The 19,696-nt window shown below is 69.0% G+C and carries 19 protein-coding genes and 1 tRNA gene; 11 read left to right on the forward strand and 9 right to left on the reverse strand.

Annotated features, from left to right (window positions below; all coding sequences use genetic code 11):
* Positions 1-21 precede the first annotated feature (21 nt).
* Positions 22-1,056: an LLM class flavin-dependent oxidoreductase gene (locus FHR32_RS40375; protein ID WP_312882925.1), complete on the reverse strand. Its 1,035-nt coding sequence runs from the start codon at positions 1,054-1,056 to the stop codon at positions 22-24.
* Positions 1,057-1,341: 285 nt separating this feature from the next.
* Here FHR32_RS40375 and FHR32_RS40380 point away from each other — a divergent pair, with 285 nt between their 5' ends.
* Entirely contained in the window at positions 1,342-1,737 is a 396-nt protein-coding gene (locus tag FHR32_RS40380; RefSeq protein ID WP_184759865.1) for a hypothetical protein, read from the forward strand.
* A 152-nt stretch (positions 1,738-1,889) separates the two neighbouring features.
* Here the strand turns inward: FHR32_RS40380 and FHR32_RS40385 are convergent, their stop codons facing one another.
* Both FHR32_RS40385 and FHR32_RS40390 read right to left on the reverse strand, forming a co-directional pair.
* Positions 1,890-2,945: an LLM class flavin-dependent oxidoreductase gene (locus tag FHR32_RS40385; RefSeq protein ID WP_184759866.1), complete on the reverse strand. Its 1,056-nt coding sequence runs from the start codon at positions 2,943-2,945 to the stop codon at positions 1,890-1,892.
* Between the two features lie 37 nt (positions 2,946-2,982).
* Positions 2,983-4,176 (reverse strand): ROK family transcriptional regulator, encoded by a 1,194-nt coding sequence (locus tag FHR32_RS40390; RefSeq protein ID WP_184759867.1) that lies wholly within the window; start codon positions 4,174-4,176, stop codon positions 2,983-2,985.
* Between the two features lie 163 nt (positions 4,177-4,339).
* Here FHR32_RS40390 and fdh point away from each other — a divergent pair, with 163 nt between their 5' ends.
* The 4 genes from fdh (at position 4,340) to FHR32_RS40415 (ending at position 9,606) form a co-directional block, all read left to right on the forward strand.
* The gene (gene fdh, locus FHR32_RS40400; protein ID WP_221466864.1) at positions 4,340-7,540 is read left to right on the forward strand and encodes a formate dehydrogenase; all 3,201 of its coding nucleotides are present in this window, start codon (positions 4,340-4,342) and stop codon (positions 7,538-7,540) included.
* Positions 7,533-8,333, forward strand: coding sequence for a 4Fe-4S dicluster domain-containing protein (locus FHR32_RS40405; protein WP_184759869.1), 801 nt, complete (start codon positions 7,533-7,535; stop codon positions 8,331-8,333). Before fdh ends, FHR32_RS40405 begins: the two co-directional genes overlap by 8 nt.
* A gap of 70 nt (positions 8,334-8,403) precedes the next feature.
* A complete protein-coding gene (gene nrfD, locus FHR32_RS40410; protein WP_312882926.1) occupies positions 8,404-9,444 on the forward strand; it encodes an NrfD/PsrC family molybdoenzyme membrane anchor subunit in 1,041 nt (346 codons plus the stop codon).
* A gap of 66 nt (positions 9,445-9,510) precedes the next feature.
* Positions 9,511-9,606 (forward strand) — tRNA-Sec (locus FHR32_RS40415).
* Positions 9,607-9,704: 98 nt separating this feature from the next.
* Here the strand turns inward: FHR32_RS40415 and FHR32_RS47040 are convergent.
* Together FHR32_RS47040 and FHR32_RS40425 are read right to left on the reverse strand one after the other, a co-directional pair.
* Entirely contained in the window at positions 9,705-11,090 is a 1,386-nt protein-coding gene (locus tag FHR32_RS47040; RefSeq protein WP_184759870.1) for a tyrosine-type recombinase/integrase, read from the reverse strand.
* An 18-nt stretch (positions 11,091-11,108) separates the two neighbouring features.
* Positions 11,109-11,525 carry a hypothetical protein gene (locus FHR32_RS40425; protein WP_184759871.1) on the reverse strand — a complete coding sequence of 139 codons (417 nt, stop codon included), beginning with the start codon at positions 11,523-11,525 and terminating at the stop codon, positions 11,109-11,111.
* 192 nt (positions 11,526-11,717) lie between these two features.
* Here FHR32_RS40425 and FHR32_RS40430 point away from each other — a divergent pair, with 192 nt between their 5' ends.
* From FHR32_RS40430 to FHR32_RS40455, 6 genes are all read left to right on the forward strand, one after another.
* On the forward strand, positions 11,718-12,533 hold the full coding sequence (locus FHR32_RS40430) for an HARBI1 family protein (RefSeq protein ID WP_184756530.1): 816 nt from the start codon (positions 11,718-11,720) through the stop codon (positions 12,531-12,533).
* A gap of 18 nt (positions 12,534-12,551) precedes the next feature.
* Positions 12,552-13,001, forward strand: a complete 450-nt coding sequence (locus tag FHR32_RS40435; RefSeq protein WP_184759872.1) for a Pycsar system effector family protein — start codon at positions 12,552-12,554, stop codon at positions 12,999-13,001.
* Positions 13,002-13,276: 275 nt separating this feature from the next.
* Entirely contained in the window at positions 13,277-13,735 is a 459-nt protein-coding gene (locus FHR32_RS40440) for an NUDIX hydrolase (protein ID WP_184759873.1), read from the forward strand.
* Between the two features lie 136 nt (positions 13,736-13,871).
* Complete coding sequence (locus FHR32_RS40445) at positions 13,872-15,425, forward strand: ISL3 family transposase (RefSeq protein WP_221465387.1); 1,554 nt, start codon at positions 13,872-13,874, stop codon at positions 15,423-15,425.
* Positions 15,426-15,457: 32 nt separating this feature from the next.
* Positions 15,458-16,087, forward strand: coding sequence for a hypothetical protein (locus tag FHR32_RS40450; protein WP_376773312.1), 630 nt, complete (start codon positions 15,458-15,460; stop codon positions 16,085-16,087).
* A 172-nt stretch (positions 16,088-16,259) separates the two neighbouring features.
* The gene (locus tag FHR32_RS40455; RefSeq protein WP_184759874.1) at positions 16,260-16,433 is read left to right on the forward strand and encodes a hypothetical protein; all 174 of its coding nucleotides are present in this window, start codon (positions 16,260-16,262) and stop codon (positions 16,431-16,433) included.
* 61 nt (positions 16,434-16,494) lie between these two features.
* Here the strand turns inward: FHR32_RS40455 and FHR32_RS40460 are convergent, their stop codons facing one another.
* Genes FHR32_RS40460 through FHR32_RS40475 form a run of 4 tightly spaced genes read right to left on the reverse strand, consistent with a single transcriptional unit; the run spans position 16,495 to position 19,558 of the window.
* On the reverse strand, positions 16,495-17,205 hold the full coding sequence (locus FHR32_RS40460; protein WP_312882930.1) for an IS66 family transposase: 711 nt from the start codon (positions 17,203-17,205) through the stop codon (positions 16,495-16,497).
* Between the two features lie 27 nt (positions 17,206-17,232).
* The gene (locus tag FHR32_RS40465) at positions 17,233-18,240 is read right to left on the reverse strand and encodes an IS3 family transposase (RefSeq protein WP_184756443.1); all 1,008 of its coding nucleotides are present in this window, start codon (positions 18,238-18,240) and stop codon (positions 17,233-17,235) included.
* 29 nt (positions 18,241-18,269) lie between these two features.
* Complete coding sequence (locus FHR32_RS40470; protein WP_184754033.1) at positions 18,270-18,677, reverse strand: transposase; 408 nt, start codon at positions 18,675-18,677, stop codon at positions 18,270-18,272.
* A 47-nt stretch (positions 18,678-18,724) separates the two neighbouring features.
* Complete coding sequence (locus tag FHR32_RS40475) at positions 18,725-19,558, reverse strand: DUF6444 domain-containing protein (protein ID WP_184759876.1); 834 nt, start codon at positions 19,556-19,558, stop codon at positions 18,725-18,727.
* Between the last annotated feature and the right edge of the window lie 138 nt (positions 19,559-19,696).

Here is a 19,696-nt window from a genome sequence, read left to right on the forward strand (position 1 = left end):
GTCCACCGTGCGAGGGACCTCTCACCGCCCGCGGGCGACCCCGGCGAACGCACCGGCACCGGCCAGACGCGCCAGGCGGCGGTAGGAGTCGAGCCGCTCGTCCTGGTCGAAGGTGTTCATGGTGACCAGCACCTCCTCGGCGCCGCTCCGCTCGACCAACGCCCCCAGCGCGTCCGCGACCTCCTCCTCCGTGCCGTGGATCTGCCCTTGCAGCGCCTCCTCGAAGAGGGCGCGCTCACGGGCGGTCATCTCCAAGGAAAGGATCTCCCCGGCCGGGGAGAGCGGGGGGAAGACCCCGCGGGTGCGGGAGAAGACGGTCGCCCACGCCTCGGGCACCTGCAGCCGGCGGGCCCGCTCGGTGGTCTCGGCGACCGCGATGCCCGCCGCGACGATGACGTACGGCTGCGCCGACCAGGCCGAGGGCCGGAAGTTCCGGCGGTAGCGGGTGATCGCCTCCAGCGTCCGCTCGTGCCCACCCACCGCCGCGATCACCAGCGGGAGCCCGTGCTCGGCCGCGATGTCCGCTCCGGCACCCGTGGCCAGTACGTACGCGGGCACCCGTAACCCCTCCGCCGGGAGCGCGTGCACGCCGGGATACGTCTTCTGGTCACCGGTGAAGTAGCCGAGCAGCTCGGCCAGCTGGGCGCCGAAGTCCTCCGCGTCGCGTCTGTCATGGCCGAGCGCGCGCCGTATGCCGCCGGTGAAGCCGACCGACCGGCCCAGGCCCATGTCGATCCGGCCCGGGTAGAGCGATTCGAGGACGCCGAACTGCTCGGCGACGACCAGCGGCCGGTGGTTGGGGAGCATCACGCCGCCGGTGCCGATCCGGATGCGTGAGGTCACGGCGGCGACGGCCGCAGCCAGGACGGTCGGCGCCGAACCCGCCACCCCCGGCACTCCGTGGTGTTCCGACACCCAGAACCGGTGGTAGCCGAGAGCCTCGGTCTCCCGCGCGAACCGCACGGTGTCGCGCAGTGCCTGCGAGTGGTCGTGCCCCTGGCGGGCGAGGGAGCGGTCCAGAACCGAAAGCCGCGTCGGCTGCGATGGTGCGTTCACCCTCATCTCAACACTCCCGTGCTCCGGGGATTCCCCACCGGCACCTGTGCTACCTCCCGTATCGACCAGCTTGGACTGGTTGGTGGAGGCCTGGACCGCGACGTTCCTGCCGCACAGGTCGGTGTGCGCGGAGATGGCCTCGGGGTTGCCCTTCTTGACCAGGATGCCGGTGCCCGAGACCGAGTAGTCGACGTGGAGGCGGCTCGGTACGGCGGGCGCCCGTTACCTCCGGAGAGCGGCGAGGTACCGTCGTCTTAACGAATCTCAGCCACCGGGGGAACCGCTATGCCAAGCGATCCCGACCACGTGCTCGACGCCATCGACGGAGTCGTCGACGAGTGGCTCGCCCTGAGCGAGGACTCCATGCGCTGGGCACCACCTGAAAAAGCTCCGCCGAAACGGCAGCTCACGTTACCCGCCCCGTCCTTGCCGTGGGTCCCCGGCGACTTCCTGCACGAGGTCGGCGCCCTTCTCGGCACGCGGGCGCACGCCGTGGCGGACGTCGTGACCGAGGTGCTGCGCCCGATCGGCGAGGGGCTGTCCGGCGCGCTCACCGCGATCCTCGACAGTCCTCCCGTCCGGCAGTTGATCGACCCGGCCGGGGATCGTCCGCCCCCCGGCCACACCGAGCGTGACGATCTCCCGCCCGAACCGCCGCCGCGTCCGCACGGGCATCCCTGACACGCGGGCGGCCGGTCTGCGGCCGCCCCGCGACCCGCGCCGGGGGTATGCCCGGCGCGGAGCCGGCGGGCGTGGAGGAGGCTCTGTGATCCGCCCACGGGCTCACCCGACGCCGGGACGCGCCCGCGTGGGGAGGCGGGTCCCGGCTTCTGTCAGGCGCTCTGGGACAGCCCGTAGGCCTGGGCGATCAGCTCGTAGGAGCGGATCCGCGCCGTGGGACTGTGGACCAGCGTGGTGATCATCAGCTCGTCGGCCTCGGTGCGCTTGCGCAGCTCCTCCAGGCCCGTCCGCACCTCGGCGGGGTCTCCGTACACCAGCTTGGACAGGTAGTCGTCGAGGAAGTCCTTCTCCACCGGGCTGTAGCCGTGAGCCTCGGCCTCCTCGGGAGTGGGGACCGGCTGCGGAGCCCCGCGGCGCAGGCGCAGCATGGACAGCCCACCCGAACGGGCCATGCGGAGCGCCTGCTCGGAGCTCTCCGCGGCGACGGCGGAGACGCCGATCATCGCGTACGGCCGGTCGAGCACGGCCGACGGCTGGAAGGACGACCGGTAGAGGTCCAGGGCGGGGATGGTGTTGGCCGCGCTGAAGTGGTGGGCGAACGCGAACGGCAGGCCGAGCAGGCCCGCGAGCTGGGCGCTGAAACCGCTGGAGCCCAGGAGCCAGATCGGCGGCCGGCCCGTCTCGGGCGACCGGGGGATGGCGACGACCCTCTCCAGCGGATGGCCCGCCGGGAACGCGCCGTCCAGGAAGGCGGTCAGCTCGGCGAGCTGCTCGGGAAAGTCGTCGGCGTCCAGGCCGTGGCGGCGCAGCGCGCGGGCCGTGGCGGGATCGGTGCCCGGTGCCCGGCCGAGCCCGAGGTCGATGCGGCCCGGATGCAGCGCGTGCAGCGTGCCGAACTGCTCGGCGACGATCAGCGGGGCGTGGTTGGGCAGCATCACCCCGCCGGACCCCAGCCGGATGGTCGTGGTCGCCGCGGCCAGGTGGGCGATCAGCACGGCGGGGGAGGAGCTGGCCACGGACGGCATCCCATGGTGTTCGGCGACCCAGATCCGGTGGTAGCCCAGTTTCTCCGCCCGCTTCGCCAGCTCGGTGCTCGCCCGCAGGGTCTCGGTGGGGGTCACGCCCGAACCGACCGTGGCCAGTTCGAGGATCGACAGGGGGACCTCGGAGGTGCCGCGTGCCACACCACGGATGTTGTCTTCAGCCATGTCGGCGGCAACCCCGTCTGAACGGGGGTTATTCCGCTCAGACCGCGGCCGTCCGCTGCTCGGGCGAGACGGCCTTGGCGAGCAGGAAGTCCTCCACGACGAGAGTCGCCGCTCCCAGGGCGACCGCGTCGGGCCCGAGGCGGCCCAGCACGATGGAGGCCGTCTCATACGGCTGGGTGAGGGAGTTGTCGGCGGCGGATCTCTTGATCCTCGTCAGGTGGTGCTGGCCCAGCATGAGCCCGGCCCAGCCGCCGATGACGATCCGCTCGGGGTTGAACAGGTTGATCAGGTTGGCCAGGCCGGCTCCGAGGTAGTCGGCGGTCTCCTCGATGACGGGGCCTCCCGCCCTGACCAGGTCGGCCAGGGCGGCCTGCTCGTTGGGGACCTCGATGGACAGCCCGGCACGTTCCAGGATGCTCTCGGCGCCGATGTACGCCTCCAGGCAGCCACGGCCGCCGCATCGGCAGGCCCGGCCCCCTACCGCGATCTTGGTGTGCCCCCACTCGCCGGCGCTGCTGTTGGCGCCACGGTAGGTGATCCCGTCGGTGATGATGCTGGCCCCGGCCCCCGAACCGATCAGCGCGACGATGGTGTGCCGTGTCCCGCGACCGGCGCCGAACCACAGCTCGGCCTGCCCCATCGTCTTGGCACCGTTGTCGACGTACAGCGGGAGCGAGGTGCCCGCACGCAGGAGCGCGCCGAGGGGGACCGCGTCCCAGCCGAAGGTCTGGGCGTGGATGAGCGCCTCCGGCCCGCTTTCGACGATGCCGGGGACGCCGATGCCGACGCCGAGCACCCGGGTGGGGTCGACGCCGCCGGCGGCCAGCACGGCTTCGATGCCGGAAAGGATGTGCCGTACGACCAGGTCGACGTCGTGGCGGTCCGGGCGCAGGGGGTATTCGGCCTTGGCCCGCTCGTTCATGTCGAGGTCGAACAGCTCGACGCGCACGTGGGTCTCGCCGACGTCCACCCCGATCGCGTAGCCGAACTCCGGGTTCACCCGCAGCAGCACCCGGGGGCGCCCGCCGTCGGACTCCACCAGGCCCGCCTCGACGATGACGTTGTCGGTGATGAGGTCGCCGGTCACGTTGCTGACCGAGGCGGCGCTCAGGCCGGTCAGTCCGCTGAGCTCGTGGCGGCTGGTCGGGCCCTCGAAGTAAAGCGTCCGCAGCAGCACCGCCCGGTTCTCCCGCCGGAGATCGCGTACCGTCCTGCGTTCGGGCCTGACCATGATCTTCCTTCCCCCGCTCTTGGGCCATGTTAGATCAGGTCGTGAAGTAAGTCATCCGGGGGTGCCGCGCCGGGAGTGCCGCGGTCCGGACCGGCCGGAAAATCGCCGATATCTTTCCCCGGCCGAGGCGATTGCGACAGGGGGCTCGGGGCAGGACCGCACCATGGCACTCGGGGGATGGATCTCCCGCTGGCCGGTGATCCGGCAGCTCAGGGGAGAGGACGGCAGGGGCGAGGCCGCGCGGTCGGCACGGACCGACGCGCTGCGGCCCCGCACCGAGGAGGCGGACACGGTCGCGAAGTCGATCTGCCCCTACTGCGCGGTCGGCTGCGGCCAGCTCGTCTACGTCAAGGACGGGAAGGTCATCCAGATCGAGGGTGACCCCGACTCGCCGATCTCGCGCGGGCGCCTCTGTCCCAAGGGGTCGGCGAGCAAGCAGCTCGTCACCCACTCCGGCAGGCAGACACGGGTGCTCTACCGGCGGCCCCACGGCACCGAGTGGGAGCCACTGGACCTCGAGACCGCGATGGACATGATCGCCGAACGGGTGGTACGCACCCGGCGGGAGACCTGGCAGCAGGAGGAGGACGGCAAGGTCGTACGGCGCACCATGGGCATCGCCGGCCTGGGCGGGGCGACGCTCGACAACGAAGAGAACTACCTGATGAAGAAGCTGTACACCGCGCTCGGCGCGGTACAGGTGGAGAACCAGGCGCGTATTTGACACTCCTCCACCGTCCCCGGTCTGGGGACCAGCTTCGGGCGCGGCGGCGCCACGGACTTCCAGCAGGATCTGGCCGAGTCCGACTGCATCGTCATCCAGGGCTCCAACATGGCCGAGTGCCACCCGGTGGGGTTCCAGTGGGTGGCGGAGGCGAAGGCCCGCGGGGCGAAGGTCTTCCACGTCGACCCGCGTTTCACGCGGACCAGCGCGTTCGCCGACAAGCACGTGCCGATCCGCGCCGGCAGTGACATCGTCCTGCTCGGCGCCCTGGTCAACCACGTCCTGGTAAACGAGCTGGACTTCCGCGAGTACGTGCTCGCCTACACCAACGCGGCGACGATCGTCTCCGAGCACTTCCAGGACACCGAGGATCTGGACGGGCTGTTCTCCGGATTCGACGCGCAGGAGCGCAAGTACGACCCGTCCAGCTGGGCCTACGAGGGCGCGACCGAGGCGTCCGACGAGGCCGCCGCCGGGCTGCGCGGCGAGCGGCGGGAGGGCGGGCACCGCCACGCCGAGGCCGCGGGCTCCGACCAGTACGGCGCGGGCGGTGCCGCGATGCACCCCAGGCCGCCCACCGATCCGACGCTGACCCACCCGCGCTGCGTCTACCAGATCCTCAAGCGGCACTTCGCCCGCTACACCCCGGACACGGTGGCCGAGCTGTGCGGGATCTCCCGGGAGGACTTCGCCGAGCTGGCCGACGCGATCACGGCCAACTCCGGACGGGAACGCACCACCGCCTGGGCGTACGCGGTCGGCTGGACCCAGCACTCCGTGGCCGTGCAGTACATCCGCACGGCCGCGATCCTGCAACTGCTGCTCGGCAACATGGGACGCCCCGGCGGCGGCATCCTGGCGCTGCGCGGCCACGCCAGCATCCAGGGCTCCACCGACATCCCGACGCTCTTCAACATCCTGCCGGGATACCTGCCGATGCCGCACGCCCACCGGCACGAAGGGCTGGACGACTACCTGGCCAAGGCGGGGGCCGACACCGGATTCTGGGGCCGCAAGCGCTCCTACGTGGTGAGCCTGCTCAAGGCGTGGTGGGGGGAGGCGGCCACCGCGGAGAACGACTTCTGCTTCGACTACATGCCGCGCGTCACCGGTGACCACGGCCACTACACGACCGTGATGGCACAGATCGACGGCACCGTGAAGGGCTACTTCGTGGTGGGGGAGAACCCGGCGGTTGGCTCCTCCGGCGGCAAGGCCCAGCGGCTCGGGCTGGCCAACCTCGAATGGCTGGTGGTGCGCGACCTGACGCTGGTGGAGACCGCCACGTTCTGGAAGGACGGCCCCGAGCTGGAGACCGGGGAGATGCGCACCGAGGACATCGCCACCGAGGTGTTCTTCCTGCCCGCGGCGAGCCACGTGGAGAAGGAGGGCACCTTCACCAACACGCAACGGCTGCTGCAGTGGCGGGAGAAGGCGCTCGACCCGCCGGGCGACTGCCGCAGCGACCTGTCGTTCTACTACCACCTCGGCAAGCGGATCAGGCAGCGGATGTCCGCCGACGAGATCGACCGGCCCGTGCGCGAGCTGACCTGGGACTACCCCGAGGAGGGCGAGCACGCCGACCCCTCGGCGGAGGCCGTGCTGCGCGAGATCAACGGCACCGGCCCCGGCGGGCGGGCGCTGTCGGCCTACACCGAGCTGGCGCCCGACGGCTCCACCCGGTGCGGCTGCTGGATCTACTGCGGCGTCTACGCCGACGAGGTCAACCAGGCGGCCCGGCGCCGACCGGGACGCGAGCAGAACCGGGTCGCGCTCGAATGGGGCTGGGCGTGGCCGGCCAACCGGCGCATCCTCTACAACCGGGCCTCCGCCGACCCAGAGGGCCGCCCGTGGAGCGAACGCAAGGCCTACATCTGGTGGGACGCGGAGAAGGGCGAGTGGACCGGCGACGACGTGCCGGACTTCGAGAAGAACAAGCCGCCGGACTACGCGCCGCCCGAGGGCGCGCTGGCCGAGGCGGCGATCGCCGGGACCGACCCGTTCATCATGCAGGCAGACGGCAAGGGCTGGCTGTACGCCCCCACCGGACTGGCCGACGGGCCGCTGCCGGCGCACTACGAGCCGCACGAGTCGCCGGTGCGCAACACCCTGTACGGCCAGCAGGCCAACCCCGCCCGCCGGATCTACCCGCGTCCGGAGTCCCCCTACAACCCCCCGGAGTCATCGCGCTTCCCGTACGTGCTCACCACCTACCGCCTCACCGAGCACCACACCGCGGGGAGCATGAGCCGCCCGCTGGCCTACCTGGCCGAACTCCAGCCCGAACTGTTCTGCGAGGTCTCTCCGCAGCTCGCCGCCGAGGCCGGGCTGGCCAACGGGGAGTGGGCGACGATCGTGACGAGCCGGACCGCGATCGAGGCCCGCGTCCTGGTGACCGCGCGCGTCCGCCCGCTGCGCATCGAGGGCAGGACCATCCACCAGGTCGGCCTGCCGTACCACTGGGGGTGGGGTAGCGGCGGCCTGGTCACCGGTGACGTGACCAACGACCTGACGCCCATCGTGCTCGACCCGAACGTCTACATCCAGGAGGGCAAGGCCATGACCTGTGACCTGCGGCCCGGCAGGCGCCCCCGAGGGAAGGCCCTGCTCGACCTGATGGAGGAGTACCGCCATGGCTGAGCGGATGGGGTTCTTCACCGACACCAGCGTCTGCATCGGGTGCAAGGCGTGCGAGGTCGCCTGCAAGGAGTGGAACGACGTCCCCGACGACGGCTTCGTCTTCCGGGCCACCTCCTACGACAACACCGGGAGCCTGGGGGCGAGCACCTGGCGCCATGTGGCCTTCATCGAGGAGCCCGGCAGGCCGCCGGCCGGCCGGGAGCAGGACGGCGACGGCACCTCCGAGGGCATCGAGGGCTGGCTGATGTCGTCGGATGTGTGCAAGCACTGCACGCACGCCGCGTGCCTGGACGTCTGCCCGACCGGAGCGCTGTTCCGCACCGAGTTCGGCACCGTGGTGGTCCAGGCGGACGTCTGCAACGGCTGCGGATACTGCGTGCCCGCCTGCCCCTACGGAGTGATCGACCGCAGGGAACGCGACGGCCGGGCGTTCAAATGCACGATGTGCTACGACCGGCAGCTCGGCGGGCTGGAGCCGGCCTGCGCCAAGGCCTGCCCGACCGACTCCATCCAGTTCGGGCCGCTGGACGAGTTGCACGCCCGCGCCGAGGAACGGGTGGAACGGCTGCGCTCCGAGGGCAGGCCGGAGGCCAGGCTGTACGGCGCGAGCCCCGACGACGGCGTGGGCGGCGCCGGGGCGTTCTTCCTGCTGCTGGCCGATCCCGAGGTGTACGGCCTGCCGCCCGATCCGGTGGTCACCACCCGCGACCTGCCCGCGATGTGGCAATGGGCCGGCGGGGCGGCCCTCTCCCTCGTCGGAGTCGTCGCCGTGTCCTTCCTGAGGAGGCGCTGATGGCCGCCGAGGTCCCCCGAGATCCCAGGAAGCAGGCGACGGGCCGCGCGCCCCAGCGGAGGTGGCGGCGGTGAGGCGGGAGCAGGCGATGGTGCCGGAGGCCGAGTTCCGGTCCTACTACGGGCAGCCGGTGATCAAGGCTCCGGTCTGGCATGAGCCCCACATGCCGGTCTACCTCTATCTGGGCGGCCTGTCCGGAGCGGCGTCGGTGATGGGGGCCATGGCCGGGCTCTCGGGGCACGACCGGCTCGCGCTCACCGCGAGGCTCACCGCGGCACTCGGAGCGACCGCCGGCGCGGTCTTCCTGGTCGCCGAGCTCGGCAGGCCGGAACGGTTCCTCAACATGCTGCGCGTCTTCAAGCCCACCTCGCCGATGAGCATGGGCTCATGGACCCTGGCCGCGCACAACACGCTGACGGCGGTGGCCGCCGCGTCAGCGGCCCTCGCCCCCCGGGCCGCGTCCGGGAGGACCACCCCATGGTCCGGTCGCGGTGGCACCGCGACCGGCTCAGGGAGAACCGCCACGCTTTCCCGGCTCGCCGCGGCCCTGGGACCCGCGGGTGACGCGGCGATCCTGGCCGCCGGGCTGACCACCGGCCCGCTGATGGCCACCTACACCGCGGTCCTCCTCGCCGACACCGCCGTGCCGGCCTGGCACGACGCCCACCGGGAGCTGCCGTTCCTGTTCGCCGGAAGCGCGCTGGCCAGCGCGGGAGCGGCGGGCATGCTGGCCACCCCCCGCGCGCAGGCCGGCCCGGCCCGTGCCGTCGCCGCGCTGGGAGCCGCCGTGGAGACGGCCGCCGGCATGGTGCTGGAAGGCCGGCTCGGCCTGGTCGGCGAGCCGTACCGCCAGGGCAGGGCGGGCCGTCTGATGCGCACGGCCCGGGCCCTGACGGCGGGCGGCGGCCTGCTCGCCGCGGTCGCCGGCCGCAGCCGCGCCCTCACCGCGCTGTCCGGTGTCGCCCTCACCGCGGGCTCGCTCTGCCTCCGCTTCGGCGCCCTGGAGGCAGGCAGGGCCTCGGCGGCCGACCCGAAGTACACGGTGGTGCCCCAGCGCCGGCGCCTCGAGGCGGCGGAGTCCGCCTCGGTCCCGGCGCCGCCGCCGAGCTGACCGGCCGGTCCGACCCTCCGGGAGGGGATGTCCGGGCTTTGCCCGGTTGCTGGTAGGTTCTCGCGCGGAGGCGTCTGGGCGCCTGGTGGCCCCCGCGGTCTTCAAAACCGACGAGGCCGAGGTTCTCGGCCTGGCGGGTTCGATTCCCGTCCGCCTCCGCCACCAGGGAAAACATGCGAAAACCCGGCGATATGATCTTGTAGGTTTCCCCGAAATGATCTCTTCGGGAGCCTTGTGGGGAACAAATGGGGAACAGCTCGTCATGATCTTGTCTGCGAGGCGCCTCTCCGGCTCGGGATGAGCGCCACCACCCTCTCCGCCGCGTCGTCCAGAACGGCCTGTCGAACATGCTGATACAGGTCTCGTGTGATGGTCGTTGTCGAGTGGCCCAGTTGCACTGAGACCACCTTCACGTCCAGGCCCGCCTCCAGGCCGAGCGTCGCCGCCGTATGCCGCGCCTCATGCAGTTTGATCACCGGCAGGCCCGCGGTTTTCGCGATCGACTGGAACCGCTCCGACACCCAGTCTGGCGAAGGCGGCCGACCGTCTGCGCGCGGGAAGACCAGGTCGTTGTCCTTGTAGCCGTCGCCGGCCGCGAGCCGTGCCCTTCGCTGCGTGGCACGGTGCGCCTTGAGTAACCTCACCGTTTCCGAATCGAGCGAGACCACCCGGTTGCCGGCCTTGGACTTCGGCGTGTCGATCACGGTTTGCCCGCCGAACTGCAGGATGGTCTGCTGGATGGTGGCATGGCCCGTGTTCAGGTTCATGTCGCTCCACCGAAGGCCACATGCCTCGCCGCGGCGTAGCCCGCGCAGGAGCGCGATCCGGTACAGCAGGCCGAGCGGGTAGCGCTCCGCCACCTCCAAGAACGTCCCGACCTGCTCGGGTGACCACACCCGGGCCGGGTCGCGCTGCTCCGGAGGTAGTTCCACACCGGCGCACGGGTTGAAATCAACCATGCGCCGTTTGATCCCCCAGTTGTAGGCGTTTCGCAGAGTGGCAAGGATCCGATGCTGGGTGGCGATCCCAACGAACCTCGGGGCCTTACGTAGTTCGCCTGGCAGATAGGGGGCCCGGCCCTCGTTCTTGGCCGCCACGATCTCGGCGTTCCGCTCCTCGATCGTGTCAAAGAGAGCGTCGATGTGGGCGGCCCGGAGGCGGTCGCGCGGGATTTCACCGAGCTGGGGGATGAGGTAGTGATTCAGATGCTGGCGCCAAGTGTGCTTGGTCGTTGCCTTCTTGCCGCGCCGGCTGGCAAACCAGTCCTCAAGCAATTCGGCGACGGTGCCGGCTGAGGCTGCCAGATCCACGCCGAACCGGAGCTTGCGCCGTACCTCCTCAACATCGGGGAAGGGCTCGCCATGCTTGCATTCGAAGATGAGGTCACCGATCCGGCGACGCATCGCCTCGTCGTCTCTCGCGAGCTTGATGAGGTCTTCTACGTGGCTGAACGCTTGCTCGGCGGCAGTGAGGGTGGGGAAACCGAACCGTTTAATCTGACGATTGTTCTGCTGGGAGGTGTCGAGCCGCGTGGTGAACCCGTATCCGCCGTGCCGGCGGTTTTTCAGCAGAGGGCATGCGGCGTCTAGCCGCTTCCCGGTTTCCGGATCTTTACAGCCGCAGCGTTTCGAGTAGGAGGCTTTCACGAGAGGACACCTGATTTTTTATTGGCCGGTTTCGCCGGGGAACTGGATGTACAAGTCGCGGGCGTCGGTGAGCGCAGCCTGCAGCGTTTCTTGATCTCCAAATCGGTCGCGCCAGTGGGAAAGGGTGCCGAGCACGTCGGCCGACAGGGTCAAGATCGCCGGATCGTTGTCGAGGTAGCCGGGGGTGGTGTTGCCTTCGATGCCAGCGAGTTCGCGCCACGCTTCGAGAAGCGTCTCGATCGAGGTCAGGGTTTTGATGGCCCAGGCCATTCCCCATCGGGTCGCGGGGTCGAGATCGGCTGCGTTTTCGGCGTGTGGGGGGAGACGCTCGACGAGCGCGGACGCGAACACCTCCACGTCTGTGAGCCACTCGTGGAGGATGTCGTTGAGTGAGACGTTGTCAGCAACGGTCGATGACCGTGTGTAGCCGATCACGGCGGGCGTGGGAGTGAGACGTTGTCAGCAACGGTCGATGACCGTGTGTAGCCGATCACGGCGGGCGTGGGAGTGATCAAGTAGAGAAAAGCGTGAAGCCCCTGGTAGGGGTGGGTCTTGTCGAAGGATCCACCGCACCGCACACAAGGGCTTCACGTGACCTCCAGTATCACCTACACAGCCGAGTTGGACATGCCGCGCGAGGTTGTGCTGTTTCTGGCCGGGCTGTTGCGCGCCGAGCGGGTACGGCGCCGCACCCGCGCGGGCACTCGGGCGCTGGGCGAGTTCAAGCAGGCCGTTCTGATCATCCGCTGGCTGGTGGACGGCGCTCGGATCGCCCGGCCGGCCGCCGATAACGCCATCTCGCACGCGACCTGTGATCGGTACGTCGAAGAAGGGGTCACCGTATTGAAGGCCCAGGCGCCGACGCTACAGGAGGCGCTCACGGCGGCGAAGGCCGCCGGCTACACCCGCCTGCATCTGGATGGCACGCTGATCGAAACCGACCGCTGCCGCGCCCTGGGCCCGAACGGCGCCGACCTGTGGTGGAGTGGAAAACACAAGCAGCACGGCGGCAACATTCAGGTCCTGTCCAGCCCCGGCGGCGACCCGCTGTGGACTTCTGAGGTACGGCCCGGCCGTGAACACGATCTCACCTGTGCCCGCCTGCACGGCCTCCTCGACCCGCTGGCCAAGGCCGCCGAGGACGGGCTGATCACGTTGGCCGACCTCGGCTACGTCGATGCGGGTATGGGGTTTCGCCTGCCGTACAAGAGGTCTCGGGGTGGCACACTCACCGACGATCAGATCCAGTACAACAAGGTCCACGGTGCGCTCCGAGCCCTCGCCGAACGAGCGAACGCCCAGCTCAAGATGCGGTTCAAGGCACTGCGGAACGTCAGCAAGTGCCCTTGGAAGATCGGCGGTATCGTCGCCGCGGCGCTCGTCCTCTTCCACCGGGAGCAAGCTCACAAGCAGCTGTCACCCAGCGTGAACGCCGGTTGCTGACAATGACTCACTGCACCGGTGTCCTCCTGGCGGGAGGCCTATCCCGGCGCCGACTGGTACCGCGCCGCCATCGAGCCCGCCTACATCACCCGCTCCCGGGCCTGGCTGGACCGCCACGACGCGCAGGGGGCCGCCGACCTGGCCGCCGAGGCCGACGCGGCCCGTACCGAACTGATCCGCACCGACACCAAGGCCGGAGTGGTGCTGGCGTTCGCCAGCACCACGTTCAGCGTGCTGGCCGCCCTGGTCACCCTCGCTTCCGGCCTGGCCGTCCCGTCCCGCATCGGCCTGGGAATGGCGGTGGCGCTGCTGGCGGCCGCCGCCACCGTCGCCCGGGGCGTCATCCGCCCGTCCCTGCCCCGCAAAGGCGCCGGGACCGGGTTTGTCGCCAACGCCGAACTCGGCGACGCCGAGGAGCTGCTGGACGAGCTGGCCGCCGATCCGGAGACGCGGCGGGCCAGGACGTGATCCGCCTGTCGCGGATCGCCCGTGGCAAGTCCGGCCGTCTGCGGACGGCGGTCGACCTGTTGCTCGCGGCCTTGGTCGTGGTCGTCGTCTCCCTGCCACTCGGCCTGCTGTAACGGCCGTTGCGGATGCTCGCCCGGCCGATGGCCGGGCGAGCACCCAGAGCCGACCTACCCCCTCACGAAACGACGGACCGACGCAAGTCGCCGCTACGGTCATCCCTGACCGCATCCGTCGACTATCGTCACGCCGATAACAGCAGCACGAGGAGGCCCACCATGGCAGAGCGGTATCAGGTGACCGTCGACGTCCACGTGATCCTGCAGCGCGGCGACCAGCTCCTGTTGTGCTTGCGCGAGGGCACCGGCTACCGCGACGGCTGGTACTGCCTACCCAGCGGTCATCTGGAGGCCGGCGAGACGGTGGTGGAGTGCGCCATCCGGGAGGCCCGCGAGGAGGTCGGTGTCGCCATCGACCCGGCGGTTCTACAGCCGGCCACCGTCATCCACCACTTGTCGCCGGAGGGTAATCCCCGGGTCGGGATGTTCTTCACGGCGTCGGAGTGGGACGGCGAGGTGGTGAACGCCGAGCCGCACAAATGCGGCGGGCTCGCCTGGGTTCCCGCCGAGGAGCTGCCGGACAATACGGTGCCGTACACCGTGGCGGGCGTCGAGGCGTATCTCAACGGTGTCGGAATCGGCGTGCACGGGTGGCCGGAGCTTGCCACCGCCAGATAAATGGTTATGACGACTTGAAACGGGATCTGGCCCACATTTCGTGATGGATACTGATCCGTAGCCTGGCCCCGATGGACGAGGATGCTCCGGGTGCGAAGATCATTATTTGGGCGTCCTCCTCCCTCACCTCGCCGGAGTGGAGCTCGAACGCCTCGTTGAGTCCACCGCCCTCGTACAGATCCTGGCTCGGACCAGGGCCGGGGCGATGCCGTGCCCGGACTGCGGGTTCCTGTCAGAGAAGGTGCACAGCCGATACCAGCGTCATCTGGCTGACATGGCCATGGGCGATCGCCGGATGGAGATCGTGCTGTCGGTGCGGCGTCTGATCTGCGGCAACACGGCCTGCCAACGGCGGACATTCGCCGAGCAGGTCGCGGGCCTCACCATCCGATACGGGCGGCGGACGCCGCTGCTGAGGTCGATGCTGGAGAAGATCGCGGTCGCGCTGGCCGGACGGGCTGGTGCCCGCCTCGCATGCGGGCTGCGGGCGATCGTGAGCCGGTCGACGATGTTGCGGCTGGTCATGGCATTGCCCGACCCGGTCGTGACGACGCCACGGGTGCTCGGGGTCGACGACTTCGCGTTGCGGCGCGGCCACATCTACGGAACCGTGTTGATCGACTGCGAGACCGGGGCACCGCTGGACCTGCTGCCGGGCAGGGACGCCCAGCCTCTCGCGGACTGGCTGGCCGAACATCCCGGTGTCGAGATCATCTGCCGGGACCGATCCGGCTCCTATGCCGACGGCGCCCGCACCGGGGCGCCGGACGCGGCGCAGGTCGCGGACAGGTTCCACCTTTGGCAGAACCTCGGCAAAGCCGTCGAACGTTGCGTGGCCCGGCACCGAGACTGCCTGCGCACCCCCGAACCCGAGCCCCCAGAGCAGATCCCGATCTCCCCTCCTTCGGATCCGCCGGAGGCGGAGCTCACCGGGAGGTTCGCCGAACGGGCCCGCCGCCATCACGCCCTGGTCCACGACCTGATCGAACAAGGCCACGGCATGCGTGGCATCGCTCGCCGGCTCGGGTGGAGCCGTCACACTGTCCAGCGATATGCCCGCGCCGTGACCTGGCAGGAGTTGGTCGACGGAAAATGGAAGGGCGTTCGTCCCAGCAAGCTCGACCCGTTCAAACCCCACCTCCACCAGCGCTGGGACGCCGGCTGCACCAACGCCAAACAGCTCCACCGCGAGATCACCGCGCTCGGCTTCCACGGCAGCTACTCCACCGTGCGTGACTACCTCGACGAGCATCATGCCCGTGTCGAATCTGCCCTGATCGCCGCGCCTTCACCCACCGTCCGGCAGGTCACCGGCTGGCTGACCCGACACCCCGAGAGCCTGACCGAGGACGACAAAACAGGGCTCAAGCCGATCCTGGAACACTGTCCCGAACTGCGGGCCGCCGCCGGCCACATCCGGCTCTTCGGCGAGATGCTCACCGAACTGCGCGGCCACAATCTCCAGACCTGGATCGCCGCCGTCCGCGCCGATGACCTGCCCGGTCTCACGTCCTTCGCAGGCGGCCTCGAGGCCGACCTGGACGCCGTCACCAACGGCCTGACCACGCGCTGGAACTCCGGGCCCGTCGAGGGCCGCGTCAACCACATCAAAATGATCAAACGGCAGATGTTCGGCCGTGCCGGTCTACCGCTCCTCCGTAAGCGGGTCTTGCTTACCGCCGCCAGGTAGTGAGCAGCGGACCGATCCGCGGCGGGATGATTGTGGACGTGATCCTCATCGATGCCGTCCTGGAGGCCTCCGGAACGGCGGACTTCACCGGCTGGCCTGTCGCCGAACCGGCCAGTGACCGAATCCTTGCCCTTTCTGGCCAGATGACCCCGGCCGAGGTCGGCGCCGCGATGGCGGTCATCTTCCGCTACGGCGACATCCCGACGGAACCGATCAGCGATCTCCACCATCTGCTGGACCGACACTTGGTCGAAGCCGAAGCGCTAGTTGCCCCGGGCGGGTTGCGTGTCAGGGACACGACCACCAATGCCGAGATCTTGCCAGGCTGCTGTTGCGGCCTGGAAAACTGGCGGGAGTGGCGCAATGTCCTTTACAAGAAGGACATCTGGCTCGGGCACGATCCCGGCACTGATCTCGAATACATTGTCGGAGCCGTTCGGCTCCGACAGGAGTCGTATGCCCACTCGCTGACCTCTCCCACGCAGGTGGAGATCCAGCTCGACGACTTGCCCGCCCTCCTAGCCACGGCGCACCTGCGACTGCAGGGCTTCCTGAGCCTCGTCCACAAATGGGCCAGTGAGGCCACCCCGCGGGCCGCCGACCGCCTCGTCACCGTTCTGGACGAGAACTTCGAAATCAACGGCCCTCTCGCACTCGGCTGAGAACACGACGCGTATGCCCGCTAGCAGCCGTGCCCGTCACGAAATGTGGGCCAGATCCCAGCTGAAGCCGTCCTAGCCACAGATAAATGAGCAACACGGCGCCCCTGCCCTTCGGGTGGGGCGTCTGCCCTCCCGAGCTGGCCAGCTTCCCCCAGCCTGCCTCTACTGCCGCATGTTCTTCTTGCGGGTCGGCCGCCGGGAGGGGCGGGTGCGGTACGCCAACCGCAGGTGCGTGGACAGCGACGGGCGCCCGCCGGTCGCCACGATCGACAAGAACCAGATGAACGGGGACGCCATGCTCGTCTGGGCAGACGGCCGGACGATCTACTACGGGCAAGCACGATGAGCATTGTCTTGGTATGGGTAAGCAATCAGAAGGTTCTGTGACGCTGCGTGATACGCACTGATCAGGCGTTGAGTGCGACGGGGGGCATCCAGAGGTTGCCGGTGAAGGCGCGGTGGATCGCTTCGAAGGCACTCAGCCCGTGCTTGCGGGCACTGTCGAGGTAGGAGCGGACGGTCAGCCAGTGCGCGGCGCCGTCTTCGGATTGATGGCAGCCGGAGATCTTCACCTGGGTCTTGACCGGGCGGAGCGCGCGCTCGCCCGTGTTGTTCGTGAACGGCACCCAGCCGGGGAAGTCGGCGAAGCGCAGCACGTCAGCCGCCCGGTCTCGCAGGCGTTCCAGCAGGTTGCGGGCCGGGGCCTGTTTCCGTCCCGGCGCGCGGGGATACAGCGACAGCCCGACCGCGATCCCGTGGTGGAAGGATTCGAGGTAGATCCGCGACCGCTCGGGCGGGATCTCGGTCAACCCACTCTCACGGGCCTTGACGGCCTGCTTGTTCAACTCGGCCAGCGCCCAGCGGATCTGTACCGGCCACCGCTGGCCGGGATGGTCCTCTGCCGCGGCGGTCAGCTCTCTGACCAGGTGGGCACCGCACAGTTGATGCCTGGCGTGCGGGTAGCCGTTGTAGAGCGACAGCGAGTCGTGCACCAGCACCCCGCGGAACTCGGGCAGAATGCCGAGGGAGTTGGCACCCTGGCGGGAGCGTTCGCCCAGACCGAGCAGGGTCAAGGTGTTCGTGCAGGCCACGTGCAGCCAGCGCCGCCCGGCCCCGATCCGGAAGCTGTCAAACTGATTGAGACATCAGGCTACTTGCGGTGTTTGTACTGAGGTCTCGGTCTGGAGGGTCGTGGATGGCTTGTTGATCCACACTCGGGTGGGCAGCGGCGGCGGGCAGGGCCGACGACCGCGGAACCGCTCGGGGTGGGCCAGGAAGGCCGCGTTCAAGGTGGCGACCCGTTTGGCGTGGATCTCGGCCGCGGAGCCGTCGTGCACGGACGCCGGGGTGTGCATTCCGATACCGGAATGGCGGTGTTCGTTATTGTAATATCGGAAGAACTGGCCGCAAAAGACGTTGGCATCTTCGATGGACCCGAACGTTCCAGGAAACGCGGGACAATATTTGAGCGTCTTGAACTGCGCTTCCGAGTACGGGTTGTCGTTGGACACGCGCGGCCGTGAATGGGACTGATCGATCCCCAGCAACGCGAGCAGGCCGGAGACGGTATTCGACGTCATCGACGTGCCGCGGTCGGCGTGAATCGCGCCCGGGGCAATCCCACCATTGGCCTCAATGGCGTGCTCGATGAACTCTCTGGCAAGGGTTCCTGTTTCCGTCGGCCAGATCTCCCACCAGACGGTTTTACGGGAGAAGATATCGATGATGACGTACAGGAGATAGTAGACGCCGCGCGAAGGTCCTTTCAGTTTCGTGATATCCCAGGACCACACCTGGTTCGGCCCGTCGGCTTCCAGTTCGGGTTTCTTCTTCGCCGGATGGACGGCCTGGGCGCGGCGCTCGCCGGAGGAGCCGCGTTCGCGAAGGAGCCGGTACATGGTGGCCTGCGAGCACAGGTAGGTGCCCTCATCCAGCAGGATCGCCCACACCTGGCCCGGGGACCGGTCGACGAACCGGGGCGAGTCCAGCACCGCCAGCACGTGCGCGCGTTCTTCCTGCGACAACTCGGCCGGATGATGAAACGGCGTGCGCTCACGCGCCACGCGCGGCCGGGGATGGCGTTTCCGATACACGCCGGCGCGGGATCTCCCGAGGATCCGGCACGCGTGCTGCGTGCCGACGGCGGCTTCCAGGCCGGGGAAATACTCATCGAGGGCCTGGTTCAGCTCTCGTCGGAGTCCGCGCTGCTTGAGATGTTCTCCAGCAGCGCGAATGCTTTTCCCGCGATGTCCAGCGCTGTCCTGGTCTTTCCGAGTTCACCGGCGAGTTTGTCGTTTCGCGCCGCGAGTTTGGCCGCGTCCGCCTTGAGCTTCTTGTTCTCGGCCCGCAGCCGGGCCAACTCCTCCGATTCGGCGTCCTTCTTCGGTTTACCGGTCGACGCGGCCAGGGTTCCGTTGTCTTGCTGCTTGCGCCAGTGCTCGATATGCGAGTGGTACAGCTTCTCGGTGCGCAGCAGGGCACCGCGTTCGGGGCTGCCCTCGGGCAGCGCGTCGTAGGCCGCGAGGATCCGCGTCTTGTAGGCCGCGGTGAACGTCCGGCGCACCGGCCGGCTCGGCCGCTTATCGGTCACGTGACCATTTTGCCCCGTCATGGCGGTCTGATCAGCGAAGGTCATTGTCACTGTCTTGGTGGTCCCGTCTCGCCCTGCTTCACATCAAAATGACTCATACGTCTATGTCTCACAGCAGTCTGACAGAGAGGGATCCGGGTGGTGGTCTCATCGACATGCAGCACGTGCGCCAGCGTCAGGAGCGCGCGGATCACCTTGATGCCGTCGGCGACCAGGGTGGCGGCCTCGGCCAGGATCGACGACACCCAGCCCGGCGAGACCCGGGCTCCGGTGACGTCAGCGATCAACTGGGCGCAGCGTTCCACCGGCACGTGCTGGAACACCAGCAGATAGGCGGCCAGTGCTCGCAGATTCGGCCCGTACGACGATGGCGCGCCTGCCACCGTCTCGGGCATGTCCGCGCTGGTGAGGCGGCCGCACCCGCCGCATCGGCACCGATGCGCGCGGTGCTCGGTCACCGTGACGGTGGCCAGGGGAATGTCGCGGACCTGGCGGCGCGAATAGCCCACGCTGTCGGTGGCCGACAGCTCCTTCCCGCATCCGCCACAGGCGGCCGGGACGTGGTCTTCGACCTCGTCGGGGGTATCGACCATGGCCAGGCCGCTTCCCGGTGCTCCGGGCTGGCGGCCCCGTTTGCGCCCGCTCTTGGCCGTCGGCTTTTTGTCCGGCCGGACGAAGGTGTCACTGGACGGCGGCAGCGAGGAGTTCCCCGAGTTGCGGCCCTGCCTGCGTTCCAGCTCGGCGACCCGCGCGGTCAGCCGCTCAACCGTCGCTTCCAGCTGCGCGATCGTCTCCCGCTGAGCCTCGATCGTGGCCATCTGCCGGACCACCAACGCGGCCAGCTCGTCATACGACGGGCGGCGATCCGGGGTCTTCGGCACCCAAAGATCATCCCACCGCGCGGGCGGTGCTCACACCATGATCGCGAACCTCTGAATGCCTACACAAAAGATGCGATTAATCGGCCAAGAATACTAAAATCCTGAGCCGATTAATCATTTTATTAACGCAGATCCACC

Source organism: Streptosporangium album, from assembly GCF_014203795.1.
Taxonomy (GTDB): domain Bacteria; phylum Actinomycetota; class Actinomycetes; order Streptosporangiales; family Streptosporangiaceae; genus Streptosporangium; species Streptosporangium album.

Coding starts and splice junctions, on each gene's coding strand:
- FHR32_RS40380 (WP_184759865.1), top strand. CDS start 1,342: ATGCCAAGCGATCCCGACCACGTGCTCGACGCCATCGACGGAGTCGTC.
- FHR32_RS40385 (WP_184759866.1), bottom strand. CDS start 2,945: ATGGCTGAAGACAACATCCGTGGTGTGGCACGCGGCACCTCCGAGGTC.
- FHR32_RS40390 (WP_184759867.1), bottom strand. CDS start 4,176: ATGGTCAGGCCCGAACGCAGGACGGTACGCGATCTCCGGCGGGAGAAC.
- FHR32_RS40405 (WP_184759869.1), top strand. CDS start 7,533: ATGGCTGAGCGGATGGGGTTCTTCACCGACACCAGCGTCTGCATCGGG.
- FHR32_RS40430 (WP_184756530.1), top strand. CDS start 11,718: ATGCCGCGCGAGGTTGTGCTGTTTCTGGCCGGGCTGTTGCGCGCCGAG.
- FHR32_RS40440 (WP_184759873.1), top strand. CDS start 13,277: ATGGCAGAGCGGTATCAGGTGACCGTCGACGTCCACGTGATCCTGCAG.
- FHR32_RS40455 (WP_184759874.1), top strand. CDS start 16,260: ATGTTCTTCTTGCGGGTCGGCCGCCGGGAGGGGCGGGTGCGGTACGCC.